The organism is Chitinophaga niastensis (assembly GCF_003014755.1).
Taxonomy (GTDB): Bacteria; Bacteroidota; Bacteroidia; order Chitinophagales; family Chitinophagaceae; genus Chitinophaga; species Chitinophaga niastensis.
Window position 1 is genome coordinate 132,139 of record NZ_PYAW01000007.1, and the last position, 24,473, is coordinate 156,611.

General features: G+C 43.8%; 21 protein-coding genes. 9 read left to right on the forward strand and 12 right to left on the reverse strand.

Annotation, left to right across the window (positions count from 1 at the left end):
- Positions 1 to 14 precede the first annotated feature (14 nt).
- Genes lpxK through bioD form a run of 3 tightly spaced genes read right to left on the reverse strand, consistent with a single transcriptional unit; the run spans position 15 to position 2,308 of the window.
- Complete coding sequence (gene lpxK / locus CLV51_RS24590; protein WP_106530757.1) at positions 15 to 1,085, reverse strand: tetraacyldisaccharide 4'-kinase; 1,071 nt, start codon at positions 1,083 to 1,085, stop codon at positions 15 to 17.
- A gap of 6 nt (positions 1,086 to 1,091) precedes the next feature.
- Positions 1,092 to 1,667, reverse strand: coding sequence for a 5-formyltetrahydrofolate cyclo-ligase (locus CLV51_RS24595; protein WP_106530758.1), 576 nt, complete (start codon positions 1,665 to 1,667; stop codon positions 1,092 to 1,094).
- Positions 1,664 to 2,308 (reverse strand): dethiobiotin synthase, encoded by a 645-nt coding sequence (gene bioD, locus CLV51_RS24600; protein ID WP_106530759.1) that lies wholly within the window; start codon positions 2,306 to 2,308, stop codon positions 1,664 to 1,666. Before bioD ends, CLV51_RS24595 begins: the two co-directional genes overlap by 4 nt.
- A gap of 336 nt (positions 2,309 to 2,644) precedes the next feature.
- Here bioD and CLV51_RS24605 point away from each other — a divergent pair, with 336 nt between their 5' ends.
- The 7 genes from CLV51_RS24605 (at position 2,645) to CLV51_RS24635 (ending at position 9,384) form a co-directional block, all read left to right on the forward strand.
- Positions 2,645 to 4,003 carry a pyridoxal-phosphate dependent enzyme gene (locus CLV51_RS24605; protein WP_106530760.1) on the forward strand — a complete coding sequence of 453 codons (1,359 nt, stop codon included), beginning with the start codon at positions 2,645 to 2,647 and terminating at the stop codon, positions 4,001 to 4,003.
- 15 nt (positions 4,004 to 4,018) lie between these two features.
- On the forward strand, positions 4,019 to 4,795 hold the full coding sequence (locus CLV51_RS24610) for a helical backbone metal receptor (protein ID WP_106530761.1): 777 nt from the start codon (positions 4,019 to 4,021) through the stop codon (positions 4,793 to 4,795).
- Between the two features lie 74 nt (positions 4,796 to 4,869).
- Positions 4,870 to 5,313: a QcrA and Rieske domain-containing protein gene (locus tag CLV51_RS24615; protein ID WP_106530762.1), complete on the forward strand. Its 444-nt coding sequence runs from the start codon at positions 4,870 to 4,872 to the stop codon at positions 5,311 to 5,313.
- 186 nt (positions 5,314 to 5,499) lie between these two features.
- The gene (gene fbaA, locus CLV51_RS24620) at positions 5,500 to 6,567 is read left to right on the forward strand and encodes a class II fructose-bisphosphate aldolase (protein WP_106530763.1); all 1,068 of its coding nucleotides are present in this window, start codon (positions 5,500 to 5,502) and stop codon (positions 6,565 to 6,567) included.
- 212 nt (positions 6,568 to 6,779) lie between these two features.
- The gene (gene accD, locus CLV51_RS24625; RefSeq protein WP_106530764.1) at positions 6,780 to 7,628 is read left to right on the forward strand and encodes an acetyl-CoA carboxylase, carboxyltransferase subunit beta; all 849 of its coding nucleotides are present in this window, start codon (positions 6,780 to 6,782) and stop codon (positions 7,626 to 7,628) included.
- A gap of 104 nt (positions 7,629 to 7,732) precedes the next feature.
- Positions 7,733 to 8,170, forward strand: a complete 438-nt coding sequence (gene smpB / locus CLV51_RS24630; RefSeq protein ID WP_106530765.1) for an SsrA-binding protein SmpB — start codon at positions 7,733 to 7,735, stop codon at positions 8,168 to 8,170.
- Positions 8,171 to 8,217: 47 nt separating this feature from the next.
- Entirely contained in the window at positions 8,218 to 9,384 is a 1,167-nt protein-coding gene (locus CLV51_RS24635; RefSeq protein WP_106530766.1) for a tetratricopeptide repeat protein, read from the forward strand.
- A 157-nt stretch (positions 9,385 to 9,541) separates the two neighbouring features.
- On the opposite strand, the gene trxA is transcribed toward CLV51_RS24635, so the two are convergent.
- Positions 9,542 to 9,838 carry a thioredoxin gene (gene trxA, locus CLV51_RS24640; protein ID WP_106530767.1) on the reverse strand — a complete coding sequence of 99 codons (297 nt, stop codon included), beginning with the start codon at positions 9,836 to 9,838 and terminating at the stop codon, positions 9,542 to 9,544.
- A gap of 97 nt (positions 9,839 to 9,935) precedes the next feature.
- Here trxA and CLV51_RS24645 point away from each other — a divergent pair, with 97 nt between their 5' ends.
- Positions 9,936 to 10,499 carry a methyltransferase family protein gene (locus CLV51_RS24645; RefSeq protein WP_106530768.1) on the forward strand — a complete coding sequence of 188 codons (564 nt, stop codon included), beginning with the start codon at positions 9,936 to 9,938 and terminating at the stop codon, positions 10,497 to 10,499.
- 56 nt (positions 10,500 to 10,555) lie between these two features.
- Here the strand turns inward: CLV51_RS24645 and CLV51_RS24650 are convergent, their stop codons facing one another.
- The 7 genes from CLV51_RS24650 to CLV51_RS24680 all read right to left on the reverse strand — a co-directional run bounded on the left by CLV51_RS24650 (position 10,556) and on the right by CLV51_RS24680 (position 22,857).
- Positions 10,556 to 12,058: a RagB/SusD family nutrient uptake outer membrane protein gene (locus CLV51_RS24650; RefSeq protein ID WP_106530769.1), complete on the reverse strand. Its 1,503-nt coding sequence runs from the start codon at positions 12,056 to 12,058 to the stop codon at positions 10,556 to 10,558.
- Positions 12,059 to 12,069: 11 nt separating this feature from the next.
- A complete protein-coding gene (locus CLV51_RS24655) occupies positions 12,070 to 15,153 on the reverse strand; it encodes a SusC/RagA family TonB-linked outer membrane protein (RefSeq protein ID WP_106530770.1) in 3,084 nt (1,027 codons plus the stop codon).
- Between the two features lie 518 nt (positions 15,154 to 15,671).
- On the reverse strand, positions 15,672 to 17,387 hold the full coding sequence (aspT, locus tag CLV51_RS24660; protein WP_106530771.1) for an aspartate-alanine antiporter: 1,716 nt from the start codon (positions 17,385 to 17,387) through the stop codon (positions 15,672 to 15,674).
- Positions 17,388 to 17,473: 86 nt separating this feature from the next.
- Entirely contained in the window at positions 17,474 to 18,220 is a 747-nt protein-coding gene (locus CLV51_RS24665) for a sensor histidine kinase (protein ID WP_106530772.1), read from the reverse strand.
- 149 nt (positions 18,221 to 18,369) lie between these two features.
- Positions 18,370 to 20,574 (reverse strand): ATP-binding protein, encoded by a 2,205-nt coding sequence (locus CLV51_RS24670; RefSeq protein ID WP_106530773.1) that lies wholly within the window; start codon positions 20,572 to 20,574, stop codon positions 18,370 to 18,372.
- Between the two features lie 67 nt (positions 20,575 to 20,641).
- Entirely contained in the window at positions 20,642 to 21,100 is a 459-nt protein-coding gene (gene rnhA, locus CLV51_RS24675; RefSeq protein ID WP_106530774.1) for a ribonuclease HI, read from the reverse strand.
- A gap of 119 nt (positions 21,101 to 21,219) precedes the next feature.
- Complete coding sequence (locus tag CLV51_RS24680) at positions 21,220 to 22,857, reverse strand: acyl-CoA carboxylase subunit beta (protein ID WP_106530775.1); 1,638 nt, start codon at positions 22,855 to 22,857, stop codon at positions 21,220 to 21,222.
- A 129-nt stretch (positions 22,858 to 22,986) separates the two neighbouring features.
- Between CLV51_RS24680 and CLV51_RS24685 the strand changes: the two genes are divergently transcribed.
- Positions 22,987 to 23,445: a DinB family protein gene (locus CLV51_RS24685; protein WP_158267143.1), complete on the forward strand. Its 459-nt coding sequence runs from the start codon at positions 22,987 to 22,989 to the stop codon at positions 23,443 to 23,445.
- An 82-nt stretch (positions 23,446 to 23,527) separates the two neighbouring features.
- On the opposite strand, the gene CLV51_RS24690 is transcribed toward CLV51_RS24685, so the two are convergent.
- On the reverse strand, positions 23,528 to 24,460 hold the full coding sequence (locus tag CLV51_RS24690) for a bifunctional helix-turn-helix transcriptional regulator/GNAT family N-acetyltransferase (RefSeq protein ID WP_106530777.1): 933 nt from the start codon (positions 24,458 to 24,460) through the stop codon (positions 23,528 to 23,530).
- Positions 24,461 to 24,473: the final 13 nt, after the last annotated feature.

Consider the following 24,473-nt stretch of genomic DNA (forward strand, 5'->3'; position numbering starts at 1 on the left):
TTAGTCGTAAGTTATCATTGACCAGGCGCGGGCAAATGCCTGCCTATGTAGTCAAAAATAAAGTTATTAAATAATTCTGCTTCTCCGAAGAGGAATGAAATCTCTACAGGCATAACAGCAATTTGCAGGTTTTGTTCTGCCAGGGCTCCTTTAAGTAGATGTAGTCTCACTGCATCTTTCTCTGTGGTAATGACAACCTTTTCCGTGCCTGGCAAATCGCTGCATTCTTTCTTGATTTTCGCAATATCTTTTTCTGAATAGTAATAATGATCGGGAAAAGACAACAGGTATACCTGATCGTAACGTTGTCTCAGTTCGTCGAGCAATGGTTCGGGCCTTGCTATGCCGCATGCCAGCAATACGGTTGCTGATTTTGGGATTTCCACCGGCTGATGGGTAATCATATCAAACAAGGCGCCGTATTGCAAGGTAGTGAAAAAGAGCCGCTGATGAGGCAAAGGGGCAATTTCTTTTTCCAGCGCCTGCTTTTCTGCGACGCTCATTGCAGGTGGACATTTGGACACAATGATACAATTGGCACGCATATAACCCTTGCGTCCTTCCCGTAAACGGCCAAAAGGGACCACGTGATCACGGGTAAAAAGGCGCCGGTAATCCGTGATCAGGATGTTCATACCCGGCTTGATGGACCGGTGCTGGAAGGCATCATCGAGCAGTACCACCTGCGTATCGGGCTCATCACCCAGCAGCTGTGGAATGGCCAGCATGCGCTCTTCTCCTACACATACCCTGATGTCCGGAAACTTATCATGGAACTGCATGGGTTCATCACCAATGTCCGATGCAGTACTATTTTCATCTGCCAGGATATAACCACTGGTACGGCGATTATAGCCCCGGCTGAGGGTAGCCGTTTTATAATGATCTTTCAGTAAGCGGATCATATATTCTACGTGTGGCGTTTTGCCCGTGCCGCCTACAGAGAGGTTACCGGCGGCAATAATAGGGAGATCAAATTCCACTGCAGTAAGCAGTCCCTTATCATAAAAGCGGTTGCGCAACCACATCACCAGGCCATACAGGAGAGAAAAGGGATATAAAAGAAAATTCAGGTATTTAAGCACTGTTGTTTATTTAAATTGATAAATCTGATCCGGGGTTACCACTGTTTGCAGGGGTACATCCCAGGTGTCCGCATCTTCTATTTTCGCTACCGGTTCAAACAGCGAAAGGCCGATGGTACGTACATCCGGGCGACATTGTTGGAGGAACCGGTCGTACATTCCCTTGCCATATCCCACCCTGTGCCCTTGCAGATCAAAAGCCAGCAAAGGTACAAATACCAGGTCTATATCTGTCGGCAGTACTTCTTCCCCATGATCCGGCTCCGGAATGCCAAAGCGGTTTTTAACGAGAATGGTATTGGTTTTCCAGCGATAGTGGGTCATCTCTCCTGTTTTCATATCTGCTTTAGACAGCACCCATTGCATGTTGGGCCAGGTATCCCGCAGCCATTTTATCAGCGGCCAGGTATCTGCTTCTTTTTTTTCAGAGATAGGCAGGAAGATGTGTGCCTGCCGGATACCGCTATAATCCAGCTGCCGGGAATTGGCCAGCAGCCGCTCATTGAGGGTAATGGCCGTATCGTCGTCCAGGTTTAGCCGCAGCTCCAGAAAATGTTTTCGTATATCCTTTTTCGTGGTCATGCCAGTAAAGTATGCAGCGATGCTGTCAACAACTGTGCCTGTTGCCTTACGAATGCCTTATCGACATGATCGGTTTGTGGAATATGGCCTATTTTGGGATAACCGCTCCATCTCACCACATCATCTTCATTACTATGATAATCTCCGCCAAAAATCCAGCCTATAACGGGAACGCCTGTATGTTGCAGTACCCTGGCAGTGAGCAGGGCGTGATTAATGCTGCCCAGGTAATTGGTGGCCACAATAATTACCCGTGCATGCAGCTGCCGGATGAGGTCCAGCGTAAATATTTCTTCGTTAACAGGCACCATCAGTCCGCCTGCGCCTTCTATGATCAAAGGGCGTAATGGCGGCTGCAATTCGTTTGCCTGCGCAAGAATAACATTGATATCTATTGTAATATTTTCCAGCCGGGCAGCCAGATGAGGGGATGCGGGTGTATCCAGACAATATGCTTCGGGATGACAAACCGACACGCCGTTAGCTACCAAACGCAGTATCGTTTGCGTATCCGTTCCTTCCGTCAGTCCGGCTTGCACAGGCTTCCAGTAATCTGCCTGTAATGCTTCGGTAATACATGCAGCCGCAACGGTTTTTCCCACACCGGTGCCTATGCCGGTAATAAATATTCTTTCACTCATCAGGAGCAAATATAACTGTGATTTTTATGATTTTTGTGATTATCCTGATTAGCGAAGATCTCAGCGGATATTGTCTGAACCAGGATTTTTAGGATTGAATGGATTACCTTGATGGGTGCCGAAGATCATAACGAAAATATTCACGTATATCTTTTTTCTAATCAAACAATATAACACCCATCAAGGTAATCCATTCAATCCTAAAAATCCTGGTTCAGACAATATCCGCTGAGATCTTCGCTAATCAGGATAATCACAAAAATCATAAAAATCACAGTTCTGACAATCTGCTCCCATCAATTCCGTATTTTCGTAACCATACAACCTCATTTTTTTATGAAATACTGTGATAATATTCTCGAAACGATAGGAAATACCCCGATGGTAAAGTTGCACCGCGTAACGGCTACCCTGCCTTGTACGGTGTTGGCCAAGGTTGAGTTTTTTAATCCCGGCAACTCTATTAAAGACCGTATGGCGGTAAAAATGATAGATGTGGCTGAAAAGAACGGACTGCTGAAACCCGGCGGCACCCTTATTGAAGGCACTTCCGGCAATACCGGTATGGGGCTGGCACTGGCAGCCATCATCAGGGGGTACAAATGTATTTTTACCACTACAGATAAACAATCCAAGGAAAAAGTGGATATCCTGAAAGCTGTAGGTGCAGAAGTAATTGTATGTCCTACCAATGTGGAGCCTGAAGATCCGCGCTCCTACTACTCTGTATCCAAAAGACTGGCTACCGAGGTGCCCAATTCATTTTATGTAAATCAATATGATAACCTCGCTAACAGGGATGCGCATTATGAACAAACCGGTCCCGAAATATGGGAACAAACAGACGGTAAGATCACGCACCTGGTAGTGGCAACCGGTACTGGTGGCACTGTTACCGGAACAGGTAAATACCTGAAAGAGAAAAATCCGGCAATAAAAGTTTGGGCCATCGACAGTTACGGTTCTTTGCTGAAAAAATATTTTGAAACGGGTGAACTGGATATGACAGAAGTGTATCCCTATATCACAGAGGGTATTGGGGAAGATTTTGTGCCGGAGAACTACGATATGAGTGTGATCGACAAGTTTGAAAAAGTTACGGATAAAGATGCTGCTGTGATGGCGCGCCGTATCACCAAAGAAGAAGGTATTTTTGTGGGCTACTCCGCAGGATCCGCTATCGCCGGACTTTTACAGCTGAAGGCAGGATTAAAACCTACAGATCTGGTAGTGGTTATTTTCCATGACCATGGCAGTCGTTATGTAGGCAAAATATACAATGATCAATGGATGATGGAACGTGGTTTCCTGGATGTTAAAACCGTGAAAGATGTAGTGAATGGCCGTCGTAATCAGCCACTGGTAACCATTAGCGCCGATGCAAAAGTGAGCGAAGCCATCGCCAAAATGAAAAAATTTGATATTGAACATATCCCTGTAGAACAAGGTGGCGACATTATCGGCGCCATCTCAGAAAACGGATTATTCAACCGCCTGATTGATGATGCCAATTTAAAAGACGCACAGATACGGCAGGTGATGCACTCCCCATTCCCACTGGTAGGCCAGGATACGCCGATAGAAAAACTAACGGTATATATCAACAGAGAAAATGGTGCTGTGCTGACTAAAGATGATAGCGGCAACCACCACATTGTAACGAAATATGATATTATACAGGCGTTGGGAAGATAGTAATCATAAATTGTAATGGTTTTTACTGATCAGTTAAACAGACAAATAACATTAGCGAAGCCGCCGGGGAGAATCATTTCCCTGGTGCCTTCGCAAACAGAATTATTATATACACTGGGGCTGGACGAGGAAGTGGCAGGTATTACAAAATTCTGCGTACATCCGTCAACGTGGTTTCGTAGTAAAACACGCGTTGGTGGTACTAAAAATGTGCACCTGGATATTGTGCGGCAACTGGCTCCTGACCTGATTATTGCCAACAAAGAAGAAAATCTGGCAACGGATATACAGGCCCTGATGGCCGAGTTTCCTGTATGGGTAAGCAATATACAATCGCTGGAAGATGCTTACGATATGATTGCTTCCATAGGCGCCATTACTGACCGCGCTGCACAGGCAGCGGCGCTGCTTACTGAAATTAAATCCGGTTTTGCCGCATTAGTACCGGCTGCAGTACCGGTACCCACTGCCTATTTCATTTGGCGCAATCCCTGGATGGTAGCGGGTGGTGATACTTTTATACATGATATGCTGCGTGTTTGCGGGTTACATAATGTGTTCGGTGATCAAATGCGTTATCCTTCCATTGAGGCTGCACAACTGGCCAGCAGCGGCTGTAAGCTGGTGCTGTTATCTTCCGAGCCTTATCCTTTCAAAGAAAAACATATGGCAGAACTGCAGGAAATATTGCCGGATGCCCGTATTCAACTGGTAGACGGCGAATTATTTTCCTGGTACGGCAGTCGCCTGCTCGAAGCACCTGCTTATTTTCAATCCATCTTATCAAATTAGATTTTAAGAGGCAACCTCTTTCTTTCCTTTTGCGTAAACAAGGATATCTGATCATCTAAAATAAAACGCATTCTATGGAAAGAAGAGATTTTGTTTCTAATATTGGTCTTACGCTGGCGCTGGCGTGTACAGCGGGTTTGGCTGCCTGTAGCAAAGGTGGCAACGACAATACTCCTCCGGTTCCGCCACCAGGTGGTGGTACAACTAATAAGTTAACCCTCAATTTAGGCAGTGACCTGTTGAATCCCGGCGATTTTAAAATATCCAATGGTGTGATCATTATTCGTACCGGCACAGGCAATACAGCAGCGGCTTTCACGGCACTGTCGAGCACCTGCACCCATCAGGGATGTACAGTGGCCAATTATAATAATGCTTCCAAATTAATTGAATGTAACGCTCCATGTGGCCATGGTAGCAGGTTTACTGCTACCGGCGCTGTGAATACAGGACCGGCTGGCAATCCATTAACGGCTTATACCGTAAAAGTAGATGGCAATTCGCTCACGGTAAGCTAAACCTACGGCTGTTGCTCCTTCCCGGCTGATCCGGTGTGGTAGCGGTTTTGATATTTTCCCTTTATTTATATGTATGAAAGTGAGGAGTTAAAAAAGGAGATTTTCTTCCCGGCGATTTTTTTCGCTATAAATCTTCTGTTTAACTCCTTATATTTGCTTTCCTAAAAAACAAATACATTTTAGAGTATGGGAAAATACAGAGCTGGCGTATTATTCGGCGAAGAGCTGGATGCGCTGTATAACGATGCCAAAGACAACGGATTTGCTATGCCTGCCGTGAATGTTATAGGAACTAACTCCGTGAACGCGGTACTGGAAACAGCTGCAAAGGTAAATTCACCGGTTATTATACAGTTTTCCAACGGTGGCGCACAATTTTTTGCTGGTAAGGGCATGCCTAACGACAAGCTGCAGGCGAACATTGCGGGTGGTATTTCCGGTGCTAAACATGTACATGAAGTAGCTAAACATTACGGTGTACCAGTAGTATTACATACTGACCATGCTGCCAAAAAATGGTTGCCATGGATCGATGGTTTACTGGATGCAGGTGAAGCGCATTTTAAACTGCACGGTCAGCCACTGTACAGCTCTCACATGCTGGATCTGTCTGAAGAACCGATTGCTGAAAACATCGAAATTTCCCATAAATATTTCGAAAGAATGAATAAACTGGGTATGTCCATCGAAATTGAGCTGGGCGTAACAGGTGGTGAAGAAGATGGGGTAGATAACTCCGGCATCGACAATTCCAAATTATATACGCAGCCTGAAGAGGTGGCCTACGCTTACGAAACCTTATCTACAGTAGGTTCCCGCTTTACCGTAGCTGCTGCTTTTGGTAACGTACACGGTGTATATACACCTGGTAATGTGGAACTGCGTCCGGTGATCCTGCATAACAGCCAGGAATTCATCCAGTCTAAATTCAAGACTGCTGCTAAACCAGTATACTATGTATTCCATGGTGGTAGCGGTTCTCCTAAGCACCAGATTACAGAAGCCCTGGGTTATGGTGTCATCAAAATGAACATTGATACAGATATGCAGTGGGCATTCTGGGAAGGTGTACATGATTTCTACGAAGAAAAGAAAGCTTATCTGCAGGCACAGCTGGGTAATCCGGAAGGTGCTGATAAGCCAAATAAAAAATATTACGATCCGCGTATATGGTTACGCAAAGGGGAAGAAACCTTTGTTAAGCGTCTGGAAGAAGCTTTCCATGACCTGAACTGTATCAACAGGAACGCATAATAGCTTTTAGCAGTTAGCTTTTAGCAGTTAGTAAGCGGAGACAAGAGCGAATGATATTAAATTATCGCTTTTGTCTCCGTTTTGTTTACTAACAGCTAAAAGCTAACTGCTAACAGCTAATTGCTAACAGCTAAAACCTTTTCTCCATATGTTTTTGGCTTTATGCTATAATTCGTATCTTGCACCACTATTTTCTAATCTAATAGTAAAATATGTCAAGCTGGTTTAAGCGAATTAAACAAGGCATCTCCACTACCACCAGTGAAAAGAAAGAAGCACCGGATGGATTGTGGCATAAGTGTCCTAACTGTAAAAAAACCACCACTGTAAAGGATCTGAAGGAGCATTTTTATGTTTGTGATAAATGCAATTACCACAATCGTATTAACTCTTCAGAGTATTTCGAGATCATATTTGATAACAATCAGTTCGAGGAACTGTTTCCAAATATTTACCCAACGGACTTCCTGGGCTTTAAAGATTTGAAGCCATACGGCGACAGATTGAAGGATGCGCAGAAAAAATCCGGGTTGAAGGATGCTATGACGGTTGGTGCCGGCAAAGTGCTGGGTAATGACCTGGTAGTAGCCTGTATGGATTTTACCTTCATTGGCGGTTCTATGGGATCTGTAGTAGGTGAAAAGATCGCACGTTCTATCGACTATTGCATCTTCCACAAAATGCCTTTGATGATCATTTCCAAGTCCGGTGGCGCACGTATGATGGAAAGTGCCTTCTCCCTGATGCAAATGGCCAAAACAGCTGCCAAGCTCACACAGCTGGCAAATGCGAGACAACCATACATCTCTTTAATGACTGATCCCACTACCGGTGGTGTAACGGCTTCCTATGCTATGCTGGGCGACCTGAACATTGCTGAACCTGGCGCGCTGATTGGTTTTGCCGGTCCGAGGATCATTAAAGAAACCATTAAAAAAGACCTCCCTGCTGGTTTCCAAAGCGCTGAGTTCCTGCTGGATCACGGTTTCCTGGATTTCATTATGGATAGAAAAGAACTCAAAACGAAGCTGGGCAGCTTGCTGACCGTCTTCAAAAACTAATCTCTTAGCTTTTAGCAGTTAGCTTTTAGTACCAGAAAAGATAACCTTTATCTGTTGTGCTAAAAGCTAACTGCTAAGGGCTAATGGCTAAAAGCTAATAGTTAATGGCAGAATTAAAGAACAGATCGGCATATTTCGAATACGCAATAGAAGATAAATATATTGCAGGCATGGTATTGCTGGGAACAGAGATCAAGTCCGTACGTGCTAATAAGGTGAGTTTTAATGATTCATTCTGCTATTTTTCTAAAGGAGAATTATATGTAAAAAGTTTGCACATTGCGGAATACTCTCATGGTACCTCCTCCAATCACGATCCCCTGCGTGAACGCAAACTGTTGCTGACAAAACGTGAGCTGAGAAAGTTGGAAAACAAAATGAAGGAACGCGGCTACACCATCGTACCCCTGCGTATGTTTATCACAGATAAAAGCCTGGCGAAGATAGAAATAGGCATTGGTAAAGGTAAGAAGCTGCATGATAAACGTGATTCCATCAAAGAGAGGGAAGCCGACAGAGAACTCAGACGTCAATATAAATAAATAGCGCAAGAGAACTGTAGCGGATATATCCTTATAAACATAATCCCTTGAAAACATTCAGTGCATCAATCCGATCAACGCAGCAGCTCTTTGTTTCCGGCATACTGCTGTGCATCTTACTCTTTTCCTGCAAATCAGGTGAAAAATTATACAACAAAGGCAGGTACGATGAAGCTGTGACCACCTTTGTAAAGAAGCTGCAACGAAGGCCACAGGATGCCACAGCGCTGCGAATGCTGCCCGATGCCTATACAAAGGCCCAACAGGCACATGAAGACCGTGTAAATGAGTACCTGCGCTCCAATAACCAATTGAAATGGGAATCGGTGCGTAATGAATACCGGACCCTGCAAAACCTCTACAACGTTATTCATAACTCCCCCGCTGCCCTGAGAGTAGTGCAACCCAAGGATTACCGGGATGCCATTACCGGCGCACAGGAAAATGCCGCAGAGATCCGTTACGATCGTGGTATGGCACTCCTCGACAAAGGCGACAAAGCCAGTGCACGTAAGGCTTACGACGAGTTTGGAGCTACCCTCAAACTGATCAGCAATTACCGTGATACCAAACAACGCATGGATGAAGCCTACCAAATGGGCGTTATCAATGTAGTGATCAGTGAAATTGAAGTGCGTTCCCCATATTTTCAATTCAGTGCAGATCAGTTCAGGGATTACCTGGTGAGAAATCTGCAACAGCGTAATATCAACCGCTTTGTTCTCTTTCATGATGAACGCATCGCCCGCAGTCAAAACCTGCGACCAGATGAATATCTTGAATTACGCTTTTATGATTTTGTAGTCGGACAAACCTATGTAGACCGCATCCAGCGCGATGTTTCAAAGGAAATTGTTACCGGCACCTATAAAGATTCTACCGGCAGGGAAATTAATATCTACCAAACCGTAAAAGCCACCTTGTTTATCACCAAGAAAACCGTTGTTTCAAAAGGAGTGCTGGATTACCGCATTACAGATACTAATAATAATGGCCAAACCCTGCGAACTGACCGCATTCCCGGCAGCTACACCTGGTTAAATCAATATGGTACTTTCCGTGGTGATGAAAGGGCTTTAAGTGAAGAAGATAAACGATTGATAGGTGGACGCGATGAACCACCACCACCGCCACAGGATCTTTTTATGGAATTTACCCGCCCTATTTATGATCAGCTGGAGCGGGACCTGCAAAGCTTTTATAATAGGTTTTAGCTTTTAGCAGTTAGCTTTTAGTTTAACGCGAAGATCATATTTAGCAATTAGCTTTTAGCAGTTAGCTTTTAGTTCAAAGCGAAGATCAAAGCGAATCATTTTATAAATTGCTTTGATCTTCGCTTTGAACTAAAAGCTAACTGCTAAAAGCTAATTACTAAATATGCGATTCTAATAAGGGTACCAGCTGATGCGCCGGTACTACCCCGCTCTGCCGCCATACTGGTTTGCCATCGCGGAAAAGCAATAAAGTAGGTACACTGCTGATTTGCCATTGCGCAGCGAGTTGGGGATTTTTATCTATATCTATCTTCACAATTCTCAATTGCTCACCCAATTTGTCTTTCACTTCTTTTAAAATAGGTGGTACCATCTGACAGGGACCACACCAGGTAGCAAAAAAATCTATCAATACAGGAGTAGAAGATTGCAGCATAGCTTGCAGATTTTCCATAACACACGATTTTATTCCATTTACAAAGTACGGACTTTTTGAAGATTGAAAAACATAACATATATTACATATATCAGCCCTTAATCCCTTTTGATATATGAACTGGTTATCTTCCGTCATTTACCTGGTTTGGTTCCTATCTGAAATCCTGTTACATCGTATTCTCCGTGGCGGTGATGCAGCAGATAAAAAAAAGCAGGACAGAGGTAGTCTGGCTTTTATCTGGATAGTCATCATCGTATTTATTAATATCGCTGAAATCCTTGCCTACAGGACTCATCATCCTATTAAGGAGGGTATATTAATGAATCATATAGGCTTATCCGTTATACTGCTGGGAATGATATTACGCTTTGTATCAATTGCGCAACTGGGACGATTGTTTACCGTAGTAGTTACTATCCGTAAAGACCATAAAATAAAACAGGATGGTATCTACAGCATATTGCGTCATCCCTCCTATGCAGGCTCGCTGTTATCTTTCCTTGGATTCGGGTTATCAACCAATAACTGGTTAAGCCTGGTTACCGTATTTATTCCGGTGTTTGCCGTATTCATTTACAGGATGAATATAGAAGAAAAAATGCTGACAGCACAATTCGGAGAGGAGTATAAAGATTATATGAAGCACACCAGCAGAGTGATTCCGTGGATTTATTAAATATATTATAAAAAAACCTCCCGGTATATCCGGGAGGTTTTTTTATGCCATCTAACTTAATTATTCAGATTGGGATTATTCTGTTGTTCTGTTACTGGAATAGCAAATAAATAGTAAGGACTGTTGGGTTGGAAAGCGCTCTTATCAGGGAATTTCAGCGTACGATGGCCACGGGCCTTCACCACTTTGAAAGTGCCATCTGCACGAGGTACTGAAATTAAGCTATCCGTATTCTGATAAGATAAAAATGCTTTTCTGACTACGGTACCGCCTGTACGAATAATATCAGACAGTGAAAATCCTTCTCCCCATAATTCTTTCCTTCTTTCCAGCATAATTGTATCCACCAGGTTGCCGCCACCAGCATACGGTGCTGCGTTACGGGCTACACGCAATGTATTCAGTGCTGTTATAGCTTTGCCTGTATTGCTGCTACGTGCATATGCTTCGGCTTCCACCAGGTACATTTCTGCGGAACGCATCAGCACAAGGTCTCCTACCATTGCTCCCGGATCACGGAAACGGAATTTCTTATACCGCAGAAATCCTTCCTGGCTGGGTAATGTGTCCCAATCAAACAAGCGGGTACGTACATCACTATTATCAAAATGGCTTTTGAAATAAGGATCTGCCATGAAGCTATAGTAATAAGATACAGGAGAAGATACATCCAGGAAATTAAAGTTGTAGCTCGCATTGCTCTGGTTGGGCGTTTGGGCATGTCCCCAAATCCACTCTGCATTGCTGATATCGTTAAATCCTTTATTGTAATCATCACCAGACATTAACGGATAACCATTACGTGCGGCCACTGCTTTGGCCGGTGCAAGGCTATATTGGCCACTATACAGGTAAGCGCGCGCCAGTAATCCTTCCACTACATTCAGATCGATCCGCCATTTTTGTGTTGCATTACGTTGATAGTTCTGCAGCAGTGGTTCTGCCTTCAGCAAATCATCAATCACCTGTTGATATACCTGTGTAATGGTTGCCCGTGGCTTGCCCTGTGTTGCAGGACCAGAAGGCTCCGTATAGATAGGTACTGCTTTGGCACCCGGATTTACGGACACACCAAACTGATAAAAAGAAGCAAGTGTGAGATAACAATTTGCGCGCAATGCATATGCCTGTCCCTTCAGGTAGGCTTTTTTATTAGCATCTCCGGTAGCATTATCTACCTTGGCGATAATGTTATTACAGTTATCAATTACCTTGTAGAGGATGGTCCAGAAAGCACCTACACGATTTTTGGTAGGATCCACCATTTCGGTAAATGTGTAGGCATCACGTAAACCATATTTGCTGGTAATAGCCACATCGTTGCCCATAGCGTCGCTGGTGAGATGAATGGATTTATAACCAGGCACTGCATACGTGAAAAATTCCTCAAACATGTAGCTCCAGGTACCATTGATCACTGTTTCCACATTGTCTGCGGTGCTAAAAACCTGGTCTTCCGGCACTGCATTGGTAGGTTTGGTGTCCAGAAAATCTTTCTTGCACGCTACCAGTATTGCTGTGGCAAATATTGTTAAGAGTATAAGTCTGTACTTTTTCATAATACTATTTTTTAGAAGCTCAGATTAATGCCGGCAGATATGGATTGCACGGCTGGGTAACGGAAATAGGTAGTTCCTCCTACTGTTTGCTCAGGATCCATTCCTTTGTGATTATACAGGGTGAAAACATTCTCTCCCTGCAAATACACCAGTACATTATTCAGATGAGCTTTATCGAGTAATGATTTAGGCAGATTATAACTCAGGTTTATGCTTTTCAGTCGTGCATAGCTGGCATCGTAGAGGAAGCGTGTAGAGGTGCTGGTCCAGCTGTTATTGATGGTTGTCAGCTTAGGCACGTCCGTATTTTTATTTTCGGGTGTCCAGGCATTGAGCATTTCGGCAGACCAGGCGCGCCCGCCAGCATTACCTGAGCTCATCAGGAGCGTATAATCCTGATCCAGCACTTTACCACCAATACTGTAAACAACCAGAAAAGAGAAGCTGAAACCTTTATAGTTAAATGTATTGGTGAAGCCACCATATACATCCGGTAAAGCCGAACCGGAATAATACTGACTGGCTAAACTATAGTTACTGGTAGTTCCTTTCACACCGCTTGCATTCGAAGTATACCATAAAGGAGCGCCGGTTTCTTTATCAACACCCGCCCATTGTCTGATATAGAAATCGTAAATAGATTTACCCACCATCAGTTTTTTGGTGCCGCTGATGATTTCTTTTTGCGGCAATTCGGTGACTTTATTGGTGTAGTGTGTCATATTCAGATCTACCACCCAGCTAAAGTCTTTTGTTTTAACAGGCACACCACGCAGTGTAACCTCTACGCCTGTATTTTTCAGTGCGCCAATGTTTGCATCCAGGGCAGAATAGCCAGTGGAAGGTGCTTTGGGCAGGGAAAACAACAGGTCTTTTGATTTACGTTCGAAGAATTCCACACTACCACCCAAACGATTAGCAAACAAACCGAAATCCACGCCTACGTTGAGATTTAGGTTAGTCTCCCATTTGAGTTGCGGGTTATAAATTTTCCGGCGAAAAGTACCGCCGGCACCCAGGTTACTATTTACATCAAACAAAGGCAAATAATTGTAGTAGGCACTTGTTCCCAGGTTATCATTTCCCTGTCCACCGTAGCTGGCGCGTAACGTCAGCAGATTAAGCCAGGAAACGTCTTTCAGGAATGCTTCCTGTGTAGCTTTCCAGGAACCGCCAACAGACCAGAAGGTACCCCAGCGGCGATCCGGCGCGAAACGGGAAGAACCATCTGTGCGTAATGAACCTGACAGGAAATACTTTCCGTCGTAGTCATATTCTGCACGGCCGAGGTAACTGGAAAGGCTATACGTATCTGTGTATCCCTGCAAATCCTTGATGAGTGAAGCAGCTGACAGTTCATCCAAACCAGGCAGTGAAAAACCTGAGCGCTGACCATCAATAAAAGTAGTTGTATACTTATATGCTTCCTGGCCTGCCAGCAGGTTCAGGTGATGTTTCTCATTAAAAATCTGTTCATACGTGAGGATATTGTTGAAGGTCCAGCTGAAAGTGCGATAGTTGGCCCTGTCTACTGTTCCTCCTACTTCCGCATCAAAACCAAGTGTTGGGTTGGTGTAATCATGCGTTTGACGGGCGGCATAGTCTGCATTATAGCTCGACTTAAACTTCAGGCCACGCCAGATAGTAGCCTCTCCATATACACGTGCGGAGATGTCGTCCTGTAATACATTGTGTTTGTCAATGCCGGATGTTTGCACCAGGTTGGTGTTAGGGTTTCCAGCACTGGCACGATAATCACCGTAGTCAAAAATTTTGTTACCCTTTGCATCCAGTACATATGCACCGGTATTGGGATCACGTTGATAAATAGGGTAGAAATCGGGCATTAAACGGCCGTAGTTCACATAGTTATCAGAGCGGCTGTCTTCTGATGGTGGTGCATCCTGATCAGAATGTGTCCCACTCAGGTTCAGTCCTATTTTCAGCCATTTTTTTGCATCAATATCAACATTGCTGCGTACGTTATAGCGTTTAAAGCCGGAGCCCAGGTAAATACCCTGATCATCGAGGTAGCCGCCGGAAATAAAGTAGCGTGTTTTTTCAGTGGCTCCGCTGATACTGAGATCTGCTTCTGTACGATGTCCTGTGCGTTGCATCGCTTTATCCCAGTTGTCGTTCCAAAGCGCGCGTGCACCGGCTTTCAGTTTTCCATCTACTCCTACCGGCTCCGGATAGGCGTTACCGTAAGGATTGATACCTAATTCATTCACCAGGTTGCCACTGGCTTGCTGAGCCGCAATGGTAGGGTCACCAGACTGATCAGCATTGCGCAGTGCCTGCCAGTACATTTGAAAATACTGGTCTATGTTTACCGTTTCATAGTCTTTCACCGCTCTTTTAGAAAAGCCCTGACTAACGCGAACGTCTATATTATTTCCTTGTTTCTTTCCTTTTTTGGTGGTAATGATAATCACGCCATTTGCGCCACGGGAGCCATACAGCGCACTGGAAGCGGCATCTTTTAATACACTCACAGATTCTATATCATATGGATTGATAGAGCTGATAGTACCTCCATAAGGCACACCGTCTACCACGTACAAAGGATCTGCGGAAGCATTAATAGACCCTACTCCGCGAATACGGATGGTAGCTTCAGAACCAGGTTGTCCGCTGGAAGATGCACTCTGCACCCCTGCTGCCAGGCCCTGCAAAGCCTTGGAAACGTTGGATACCTGGCGGTTTACCAGCTCATCCCCTTTGATTTGTGCAACGGAACCGGTATAGGAATTCTTTTTAGCAGTACCATAGGCTACTATTACTATTTCATCAATATCTTTTCCTGCAGACTGGAGTACAATATTGACAGGCGTTGTGCTGATAGGCACTTCCTGTGGCTGCATACCAATAAAACGAATCACGAGTGTGGTGGCAGCAGGGTCTGTTACTTCCAGTTTAAAATTACCGTCAGGACCACTAACAGCACCTTTTGTTGTTCCTTTGATAACTATTGAAGCCCCGGGGAGTGGCTCCTTATCTTTGGCGGAGTGAATGCTGCCAGTAACTGTCCGCGTTTGCGCGAATACCGCCAATGGCCCCAGCAGCAATAATAAGATGAGTAATCGTTGTAACATAAGCAAAAATGTTAAATGGATTTGGTTTGTTGAATTTGCAGGCAATACAATGCCCCACCCGTTATGCACAGGTATTACAGCTTAGTATCCCATTGTTGTTTTAATACCAGGAACAGATACGTTCCGGAACGGCTATTGATTGTTGTAACCCGCTACTACGAATGATCTGTTGGACGAGGTGAATATTATCAGCTACAACAACTTTTGTTGATGCTAAAATGTGGTTGGTTACTTCTTTCCATAAGCTGTTTCCCTTTAATTAGTAAATGTTGATTCTTTATTACCCTATTACTTTTATAGACTAATGGGATGCAAAGCTATATGCTTTCAGTTTTAAAAACAAAAGAAAAGTTAAAAAAGTTTCATGAAGTCATTTAGCAGTCAAATCAAACGCAATATGGGTGGGCATTTCGCGTGTTTTATTTGTGATGAGCGGAGATGTGAACAGATAACCGGACAATGGGAATGGTGATTTTTCCTATCAAGATAATTTGTTTTTGAGTAATCATTTATATTAATTATCCTCCCTTATGCATCAGGAGAACAATGATCACGCCCGAAGTAGTGAGTGTAATGTTTGCTACCGCGTAGGCTACTGTATAACCTAATGCAGGCACTTTACTATTCAGCGCATCCTGCACAGCCAGCAAGGGCGCTGATTCATCATGTGCACCGGCACAGGCACCAAGACCAATAGCCGGATGGAATTTGAAAACATATTTAGAGAGGAACAAGGCCAGCGTCATGGGCAGCAAACTTAACACCATACCGGCCAGGAACAAAGTCACTCCTTCTTCTCTCAATCCTTTGAGAAAACCTGCACTGGCAGAGAGTCCCACGATAGCTATAAATACATGCAATCCGAGTTTAGCCAGTACCCATTGTGATGCAGCCGGAATATAACCGTAGCGGGGATATACTCCCCGCAGCCAGCCAAAAAACAAACCGGCAATGAGTGCACCGCCACTGGTACTAAGCTCCAAAGGCACGTTGCCTACACGAAAACTCAGCGCACCAAATAAAGTACCCAGTACTATACCTCCGGCGAGATAAATAATGTCGGTTTCCACCCCTCCTCTTTCTTTGTAGCCCAAAAGCGGAACTGCTTTGTCCAATTCTTCCTGTATACCTACTAATTCTATCATATCTCCTTTTTGCAAAATGGTATGTGCATTCAGTGGTATCTCAATACCAGTACGGGTTATCTTCCGTACACTGATGCCATGAAAATCATTATTTTTAAGTAATAATTTAATCGGTCTGTTAATCGTTTTTTTGTTGGTAATAATTACATTGATGGTTTGCACCGGGAAAGTCAGTAACTCAGCGTCCGCTACTTCCTTTCCCAGTAAGGACTCCGAAGCAATAGCCGCATCCCGCTGTCCGCCTACACCAATAATATCTCCCGGTGTAATAATAAAGTCGGGCGAAATATCCAGCAATTTGCCACTTCTTCTTACGCGCAGGATGTACAACACTCTTTTTTTCTGATAAAACATTTGCTCAATATCCTTTACAGACTTGCCTGTTCCCGTTAATTCTCCATTTACCAGGTACGCCCTGAAGGCAACATGATCGTATGCAGTTTTCATGTTTTGCTCTCCTTCGCTGGTGGCCTCATTGATCTTCGCTTCCATTTCTTTGGTTTCTTCTATTAGTTTGGCGCGGCTGCCAGACATAAACCAGGGGCCTATTACAGACAGGAACCAACTGGTACCGGCAGTACCAAAAATATATGTAACGGCATATGCCACCGGGATCTGATTTACCAGTTTGGCTTTATCTTCATCGCTGATGTTAAGTTCGTTAATGGTATTGGAAGCTACGCCAATAATGGCGGAGCAGGTGTTGGCGCCAGACATTAAACCTGCTGTAGTACCGGTATCGAAGTGTAATAAAGAAGCAATACCCCAGCAAAATAACAGGCTGCTGCAACAAACTATAAATGAAAACAAGGCAATGGGTAACCCGTCTTTTCGCAGCCCTTGAAAAAATTGTGGTCCTATTCCATAACCGGTACAAAACAAAAAGAACAGGAAGAAGATAGATTTAGTAGCAGATGGAATCTCAATATGAAGACTTCCAATAGCGATGCCCACCAGCAACACCCCGGTAACAGTACCCAACGTAAAACCCTTTATATGCGTCTTTCCAATAGCGAACCCGATAAGTAAGGTGAGCATAACAGCTATCTCCGGGTATTTCTGCAGTGTTTCTATCAGCCAGGTGAGCATAAACGAAAATTGAGTTTGCGTTAATAATACAATTATTCTCCCCTATTGGTTCGATCAAACAGGTATACCGGTTAATATCCGTGCACTTATAAAAAAGTAAGATCAAATTTTTTCAATGGCACAGATACCGTAAAGGTGCTGCCAATGCTCACTTCACTTTCCACATAAATATGGCCGTCCATTAACTCTACCAGGTTTTTTGCGATGGATAAGCCTAAGCCCATACCGCCAAATTTTGATTTAAAGTCTTTCGCTACCTGGTGGTATTCCTTAAATATGTTAGGGATCTCCAGCGCAGAAATACCAATACCCTGATCAGTTACCGCAATACAACATCTTCCTTCCTCAATAAAACAGTTTACAGACACCGTAGTGGTGGCAGGACTGTATTTCAAGGCATTCATCAAAATATTATAAACGATCTGTGTTAAATATGTTTTATCAGAAAAAATCGTGCGTGGAAAATCATCTGCCACCTTTTTTTCAATAGTAATTTCTTTCTCCAGGAAGAGTGAGGTGAGTGAATATAATAAGTTGTTGATCCATTTTCTGAAATCAAAAATGGCTTCATCCAGTTCAAACTTGCTCAGTTTTTCCTGCCGGGTTACTTGTCTTACCCGCTCAAATATATCAAACAGGTAATTGGAAGAAGATACTATCATCTCCAGCAATTCATGTGCAAACTCCGTATCCCCTCTTTCTATTTCATTTTTCAATAACCGGGAAGCCGACACCACCGCATTTAAAGGGGTCCCTATTTCATGTAAGGTATTATGAAAGATGGATGTCAGCATTTCAGCAGACGGCTGTTCCGTTTTTTTATCAGGTAACATGCTCCGTTTTTTACAGGTGAAGTGATCTGTGTCTGGTTAGGACATGTAAGCAAATCTCACCCATTTGCTGCTAAAAGACAATAAGGGGTTGGCAGTATTTTTATACGTATAATTAAGTAGAGATGCCTACCGGTAAGGGTTTGAAAGCATCAGGCTTCTAACTTATTAATCAATTGTACCTTATTTGATATTTCAACTTTTTCAAATATATTTTGCACATGTTTTTGCACCGTCTTCTCTGCAATGAAGAGTGTTTCGGCAATTTGTTTGTAGGAAAATCCTTCCCGGATTAGTTTTGAAATAGCTATTTCCCTGATAGTGAGTTGATAGGTACTACAATTTTGTTCGAACCTGTTGGGGGTTACCTGGGCAACGGGAGCGGCTTGTATCACTTCAGGGATGTTACCTCTTTTCATGTTTCTCAGGGCGTTATCAAATAACATCCGTTTTTGTTTGGCGGCATTTTCCAGTACTGCGCCAATTTTCAGGATCAGCTCTTCCGTATTGAAGGGCTTTTGTATAAAATCAACAGCGCCCAGTTTCAAGCCCTGGAACCTGTCTCTACTGGCAGCCTTGGCGGAGAGGAAAATAAAAGGGATATGCCGGCAATCGGGCGCTTCTGACATAATCTTAGCAAACTTAAATCCATCCATCTTATCCATCATCACATCTGAAACAATGAGGTCCGGCAAGGCGGCGTAACTTTTTATTTTTGCCAATGCCTCATTTCCGTTCAGCGCAGCTGCCACGTTATATTTCTCACTTAATTTTTTAGAGAGATAATTAACCATTGCTATATTATCCTCAATGATTAAAACGGTTTGTTTTTTATCGTTGTAGTCAGAATCAGGCACTATAGCCATTTCCATGTCCAGGGCAGCATAATTATTGACCAGGTAATCTGATGCAGTTGCCTCATTTTCCACGGTGATATGCCTGTTCAGCGATATGGTTATTTTTGTTCCCTGTTTTTTTTCGGGATTACTGCCAATGGTGATCCAACCTTTCAGGTCGTTGACTGTTTTTTTAACGATAGGCAAACCCAGTCCCATGCCCTGGAAACCACCTTTTTGTGAATTAATCTGGTAGTAGGGTTCAAATATTTTATCGTGTAATTCCTCTTTGATCCCAATGCCGTTGTCTTTAACGGTAAACCGGATCTTACTATCGTCTGTTTCCAGGGCTATATTTATTTCTCCGTTGGCACTGGTATACTTAACCGCATTTTCGATCAGGTTAATTACAATACCGTTAATGGCGCCGGGATCTGCTTTTATCAACACATCTTCTTCTATAGCACCCTGCAATTCCACGTTTTTCTTCCGGCAATAAATTTTAAACAGAATAAGGTTGTCCGAAAGGATCTGGCTGAAGTTGGCCACCTGATCGTGGTTATAGATAATAAAGCCTTTATTATACCTCTCCAGGTCAAACAGGTTACTGATATCTTTATTCAATTTATCGACGCTGTTTTTTACGATCATCAATTCTTTTCGATGCCCGTATTTATTGATATATTCTTCTAAATAATTATTGATTAAGGTAAGTGGGGTTTTAGTTTCATGTACCAGGTTAACAAAAGTATTTGTTCTTTGCTCATTGGCTTTTTCCAATTGCATTGTTCTCTCTTTTACTTTCTCCGTCAGTGTTTTATTTGATTCCTGTAACTGATTATATTCTGCAAGAAATCTTTTTACGGTTTGCCTTGTCAGCAGGACATATAATACCAAAAAATTAAAATTATTGAATAATGCGCCTGATATCCATTTAGGTTGTTGAGAGAACATCTCAATCAATGGAGAAATGGCCCATACCACTACTGCCATGTAAATCCACATCCTTTCCCGATAAGCAGTTTTGTTTTTTTCTTCCCTGTACTTAAGGATGATGGCCCTGCGGGTGGCATAGAGCGCAACAAAGGCATAACATCCGGGTATAATGTATGCGTATTGCATTGTTTGTTCCAGGTTTCCGTTCAGGGGATACCAGATAAAGAAAAAGAAGATGGTAGGTATCAGCAGGAATAAAAAGCCATACCTGCCGTGAAAGCGCAGCCTGTCTAAATCCAGCGTTTTATAACAATAAAACGGGATGTACATGGTTACAAAGTAACCAGGGGTTTCGTAAATGATATTTTGTGCTATTACAGAGAGCGGGATATTTTTATCCGGTAGCACCAGCAGGTTTTCACCCAGGTTGTAAATGATCAATAAGCCGGTGAGGACCACATGCCAAAGCCTGTTCTTTTCGTAAGGCCTGGCAAGAAAAGATAAGAGCTGGGTGAAGAATATGGCGAATTCTATCATCACAATGACAAAAATCACCACATTAACGTGAACCGGTGGCAGGAGCATATGATATTGTTTAATCAAACAAATACCTGGCTTAATTCCTTGCTGTTAGTCTTTTTCCCGGGGTGTGTTATTGACCGTTCTCGAATCCTTCGTCTATGAGCCAGTTACCACTATCGGCGGCGGCTGTGGCCAATTCATCGCAGCGGTTGTTAAAGGGGTTACTGGCGTGGCCTTTTACCCATTGCATTTTTACACGATGCTTTTTATACAATGGAATAAAACGTAGCCAAAGGTCTTTATTTTTTTTCTCTTTAAAATTAGTTTTTACCCAGTTCCATAACCATCCTTTCTCAATACTGTCTACCACATACTTACTGTCTGTAAAAATAGTAACGGGTAAACCATCTTTTTTCAGGGCTTCCAATGCAGTAATAACAGCCAGGAGCTCCATCCGGTTGTTGGTGGTTTTACGATATCCCTGTGATAATTCCTTTCGGATGCTTCCCCATATTAACACTACACCATATCCACCCGGGCCAGGATTGCCGCGGGATGCACCATCTGTATATACTACCAGTTCTGCCATATTGGTTCCTAAAAAAATGCGAATATAGCTTTTAGCATTTAGCTTTTAGCATTTAGTATGTCAGAAATGATGGCTTATCAAAGATCACATGCTAAATGCTAACAACTAAATGCTAAAGGCTACACCTGGAACACCCCTACATTAAACGCCTGTTCTATCGGCGCATTATTCGCTGCTTTTATGGCTTCCGCGATACGTATACGGGTATCTACAGGATCAATGATATCATCTACCCAAAGCCTGGACGCTGCGTAATAAGGGCTGGTTTGCGCAGTATATTTATCGGTGATTTCTTTCAGCAGCCGGGCTTCGTCTTCTGGTGTAATCACCTCTCCTTTTGCTTTGAGAGAAGCTACCTGGATCTGCAATAGTGTTTTGGCCGCCTGTTCGCCGCCCATTACAGCTATCTTAGCGGTAGGCCAGGCGTAAATGAAGCGTGGGTCGTAGGCTTTGCCACACATGGCGTAGTTGCCGGCACCATATGAATTACCGATGATGATGGTAATTTTAGGTACTACAGAATTAGCTACTGCATTCACAAGTTTTGCCCCATCTTTAATGATACCGGCATGTTCACTCCTGCTGCCCACCATAAAGCCGGTAACATCCTGCAAAAATACCAGCGGAATCTTTTTCTGGTTACAGTTCATAATAAAACGTGCCGCCTTATCTGCGCTGTCGTTGTAAATAACACCGCCCATTTGCATTTCACCTTTGCGGCTCTTCACTATTTTACGCTGGTTGGCTACAATGCCTACAGCCCAGCCATCTATGCGGGCGTAGCCACATAAAATGCTCTTGCCATAATCCTGTTTGTACTGATCAAAGGCCGAATCGTCTACTATGCGCGCAATCACTTCCAGCATATCATAAGGACGGGAGCTATCAGACGGTAAAATGCTGTCCAGTTCTGCCATTGGTTTAGCGGGTAATACCGGTGTAATCCGATCAAAACCGGCAACAGGCGTATGTCCTAACTTACCAACAATACGTTTTATCTGATCCAGGCATTCTTCATCTGTCTTAAATTTATAATCTGCAATGCCGGAAATTTCTGTGTGCGTAATAGCACCTCCTAATGTTTCGGCATCTACTTCCTCTCCAATAGCGGCCTTCACGAGGTAAGGGCCTGCTAAAAAGATAGAGCCGTTTCCTTCCACCATCAGCACTTCATCGCTCATGATAGGCAGATAGGCGCCGCCGGCCACACAACTACCCATTACTGCAGCAATTTGTGTGATGCCCATAGCACTCATGCGGGCGTTATTACGGAAGATGCGGCCAAAGTGTTCTTTATCCGGAAATATTTCATCCTGCATGGGCAGGAACACACCTGCGCTGTCTACCAGGTAGATGACGGGCAACCGGTTTTCCATCGCGATTTCCTGTAACCGGAGATTTTTTTTGCCGGTCAACGGAAACCAGGCCCCTGCTTTCACAGTCATATCATTGGCTACAATCATGCACTGGCGGCCGCTTACATAGCCTATACCGCCAACGGTGCCTGCCGCGGGACATCCACCATATTCCGCATACATGTCGTAGGCTGCAAAGGCACCTATTTCAGTAAAGGGGCTATCTGCATCTGTGAGGTATTGAATGCGCTCCCTGGCTGTGAGCTTGCCACGTTGCCGTACTTTCTCAAGACTTTTCTTTCCTCCGCCCTGTTCTATTACTCCCAGGCGTTGTTTCATGGTGCTGATGGCCATCCGCATGGCATCTTCATTTTTGTTGATTTCCAATTCCTGCTGATCCATAACGATGGGTTTTTATATTTTCTAAAAATAGGGAAAGAATCATTGCGGACCGTTAATGCCGATTGTTTATTCGTTTATTAAGTGTTAAATTAGTTTTCATATCTGCTCACCTACAAAATGGCTACTTACATGCAACTGACTGAACACTTAGCCACTTCGGTGGAAAACCTCTACAATGGCGATCCCTGGATAGATGTTAATTTCCAGGAGCATCTTTCCCGCGTTAACGCACAACAGGCGGTGAAACAGTTCCAGACATCCAATTCCATCTGGCAGGTGGTGAATCATGTTATCTACTGGCATCAGCGGGTGCAACGTTATATGCACAACGAAGCACCTGAACAGGATGGCGACCTCCCCGATTTTTACATGCCTGAAAATCATGGAGAAGAAAACTGGCAGTCCACCATACACCGGCTGGAACACTCTTTTGAACAGATGGCCGCCACCATCCGCCTATTTCCGGAGGATAAGTTATTTGATACTTTCCCTGGTACAAAACAAAAAGCGATCTATTATATACAGGGCATTGCTGAACATGATGCATACCATTTGGGACAAATAGTGTTATTGCATAAATACACCTGAAAGAATTACGAATTACGAATTGCGAATTACGGATCGGAGCGGTCTTCGCTCATATCCGTAATTCGCAATTCGTAATTCGTAATTAAAACAACTCCATATCATAGCGCTGTTCATACAGCTGTTGTCCCCATTGCTGCAAATATTTTTCGCCTGTTTTGCGGAAGCCTGCTCTTTTGTACAATGCAATCGCTGTTTCCTGCATGCTGGTGGTCATCAGGTATACTTTCTGATAATGTTTTTCCCGGCAAAAATCCAGTGCCTGTTCCAGGAGTTTTTTGCCAAGGCCTCTACCCCTGTAATCCGGATGGATGATGAACCAGCGCAGCTGCGCCAGGTGGCGGGAAGAGCCCAGAATAGCTACTGCTCCTACTATCTGATTATCCACAGTGGCCAAAAAAATACGATCCTTGGCCGGGTTATAAGTGGGTAAAAATTCATAAAATGTTTTGCATACATATGCCTCAAACTCCAGGTTATAGCCCGATTCCCGTGCATATAAATGACCATGCAGGTAAATCAGGTAGCCAACATCTCCGGGGAGCAGGTTATAACGGAAATGGATATCCGCAACAGGGGCTACTGAAGGCGCTGATAATACCTCCTGAATGGTTTTCATGGCGCCGGCCACCTGCTGTTGCTGCTTTTCAGGCAAGGGGTCCACTAACTGGCGGATCTCTTCCGTTGATTTTTCATCCAGTCCCGCCAGCATCTTTTTGCCACTATTGGTCAGGTGCAGAAAAAATGTACGTCCGTCGCCGGTAGACTGCTGCCGGCTCAGCCATCCTTCTTTTTCAAACTTCTTCAGCATGCGGCTGAGGTATCCCCCGTCAATTTTCAGGGCAGCGATTAATTGACCGGCAGTGCACTTATCCTGTTGCCCGATCTCATATAAAACGCGTACTTCTGATAGCGACAAATTACTTTCCAGGATGTGCTGGTTCAGTAATCCGATCATGCCCGTATAAAAGCGGTTAAAACGGCGGATATCACCTATTGTTTGAATATCAGCTGACATAGGGTATTGTTTA

Coding starts and splice junctions, on each gene's coding strand:
- CLV51_RS24595 (WP_106530758.1), bottom strand. CDS start 1,667: ATGACCACGAAAAAGGATATACGAAAACATTTTCTGGAGCTGCGGCTA.
- bioD (WP_106530759.1), bottom strand. CDS start 2,308: ATGAGTGAAAGAATATTTATTACCGGCATAGGCACCGGTGTGGGAAAA.
- CLV51_RS24605 (WP_106530760.1), top strand. CDS start 2,645: ATGAAATACTGTGATAATATTCTCGAAACGATAGGAAATACCCCGATG.
- CLV51_RS24610 (WP_106530761.1), top strand. CDS start 4,019: ATGGTTTTTACTGATCAGTTAAACAGACAAATAACATTAGCGAAGCCG.
- CLV51_RS24615 (WP_106530762.1), top strand. CDS start 4,870: ATGGAAAGAAGAGATTTTGTTTCTAATATTGGTCTTACGCTGGCGCTG.
- fbaA (WP_106530763.1), top strand. CDS start 5,500: ATGGGAAAATACAGAGCTGGCGTATTATTCGGCGAAGAGCTGGATGCG.
- accD (WP_106530764.1), top strand. CDS start 6,780: ATGTCAAGCTGGTTTAAGCGAATTAAACAAGGCATCTCCACTACCACC.
- smpB (WP_106530765.1), top strand. CDS start 7,733: ATGGCAGAATTAAAGAACAGATCGGCATATTTCGAATACGCAATAGAA.
- trxA (WP_106530767.1), bottom strand. CDS start 9,838: ATGGAAAATCTGCAAGCTATGCTGCAATCTTCTACTCCTGTATTGATA.
- CLV51_RS24645 (WP_106530768.1), top strand. CDS start 9,936: ATGAACTGGTTATCTTCCGTCATTTACCTGGTTTGGTTCCTATCTGAA.
- CLV51_RS24650 (WP_106530769.1), bottom strand. CDS start 12,058: ATGAAAAAGTACAGACTTATACTCTTAACAATATTTGCCACAGCAATA.
- CLV51_RS24655 (WP_106530770.1), bottom strand. CDS start 15,153: ATGTTACAACGATTACTCATCTTATTATTGCTGCTGGGGCCATTGGCG.
- aspT (WP_106530771.1), bottom strand. CDS start 17,387: ATGCTCACCTGGCTGATAGAAACACTGCAGAAATACCCGGAGATAGCT.
- CLV51_RS24665 (WP_106530772.1), bottom strand. CDS start 18,220: ATGTTACCTGATAAAAAAACGGAACAGCCGTCTGCTGAAATGCTGACA.
- CLV51_RS24670 (WP_106530773.1), bottom strand. CDS start 20,574: ATGCTCCTGCCACCGGTTCACGTTAATGTGGTGATTTTTGTCATTGTG.
- rnhA (WP_106530774.1), bottom strand. CDS start 21,100: ATGGCAGAACTGGTAGTATATACAGATGGTGCATCCCGCGGCAATCCT.
- CLV51_RS24680 (WP_106530775.1), bottom strand. CDS start 22,857: ATGGATCAGCAGGAATTGGAAATCAACAAAAATGAAGATGCCATGCGG.
- CLV51_RS24685 (WP_158267143.1), top strand. CDS start 22,987: ATGCAACTGACTGAACACTTAGCCACTTCGGTGGAAAACCTCTACAAT.
- CLV51_RS24690 (WP_106530777.1), bottom strand. CDS start 24,460: ATGTCAGCTGATATTCAAACAATAGGTGATATCCGCCGTTTTAACCGC.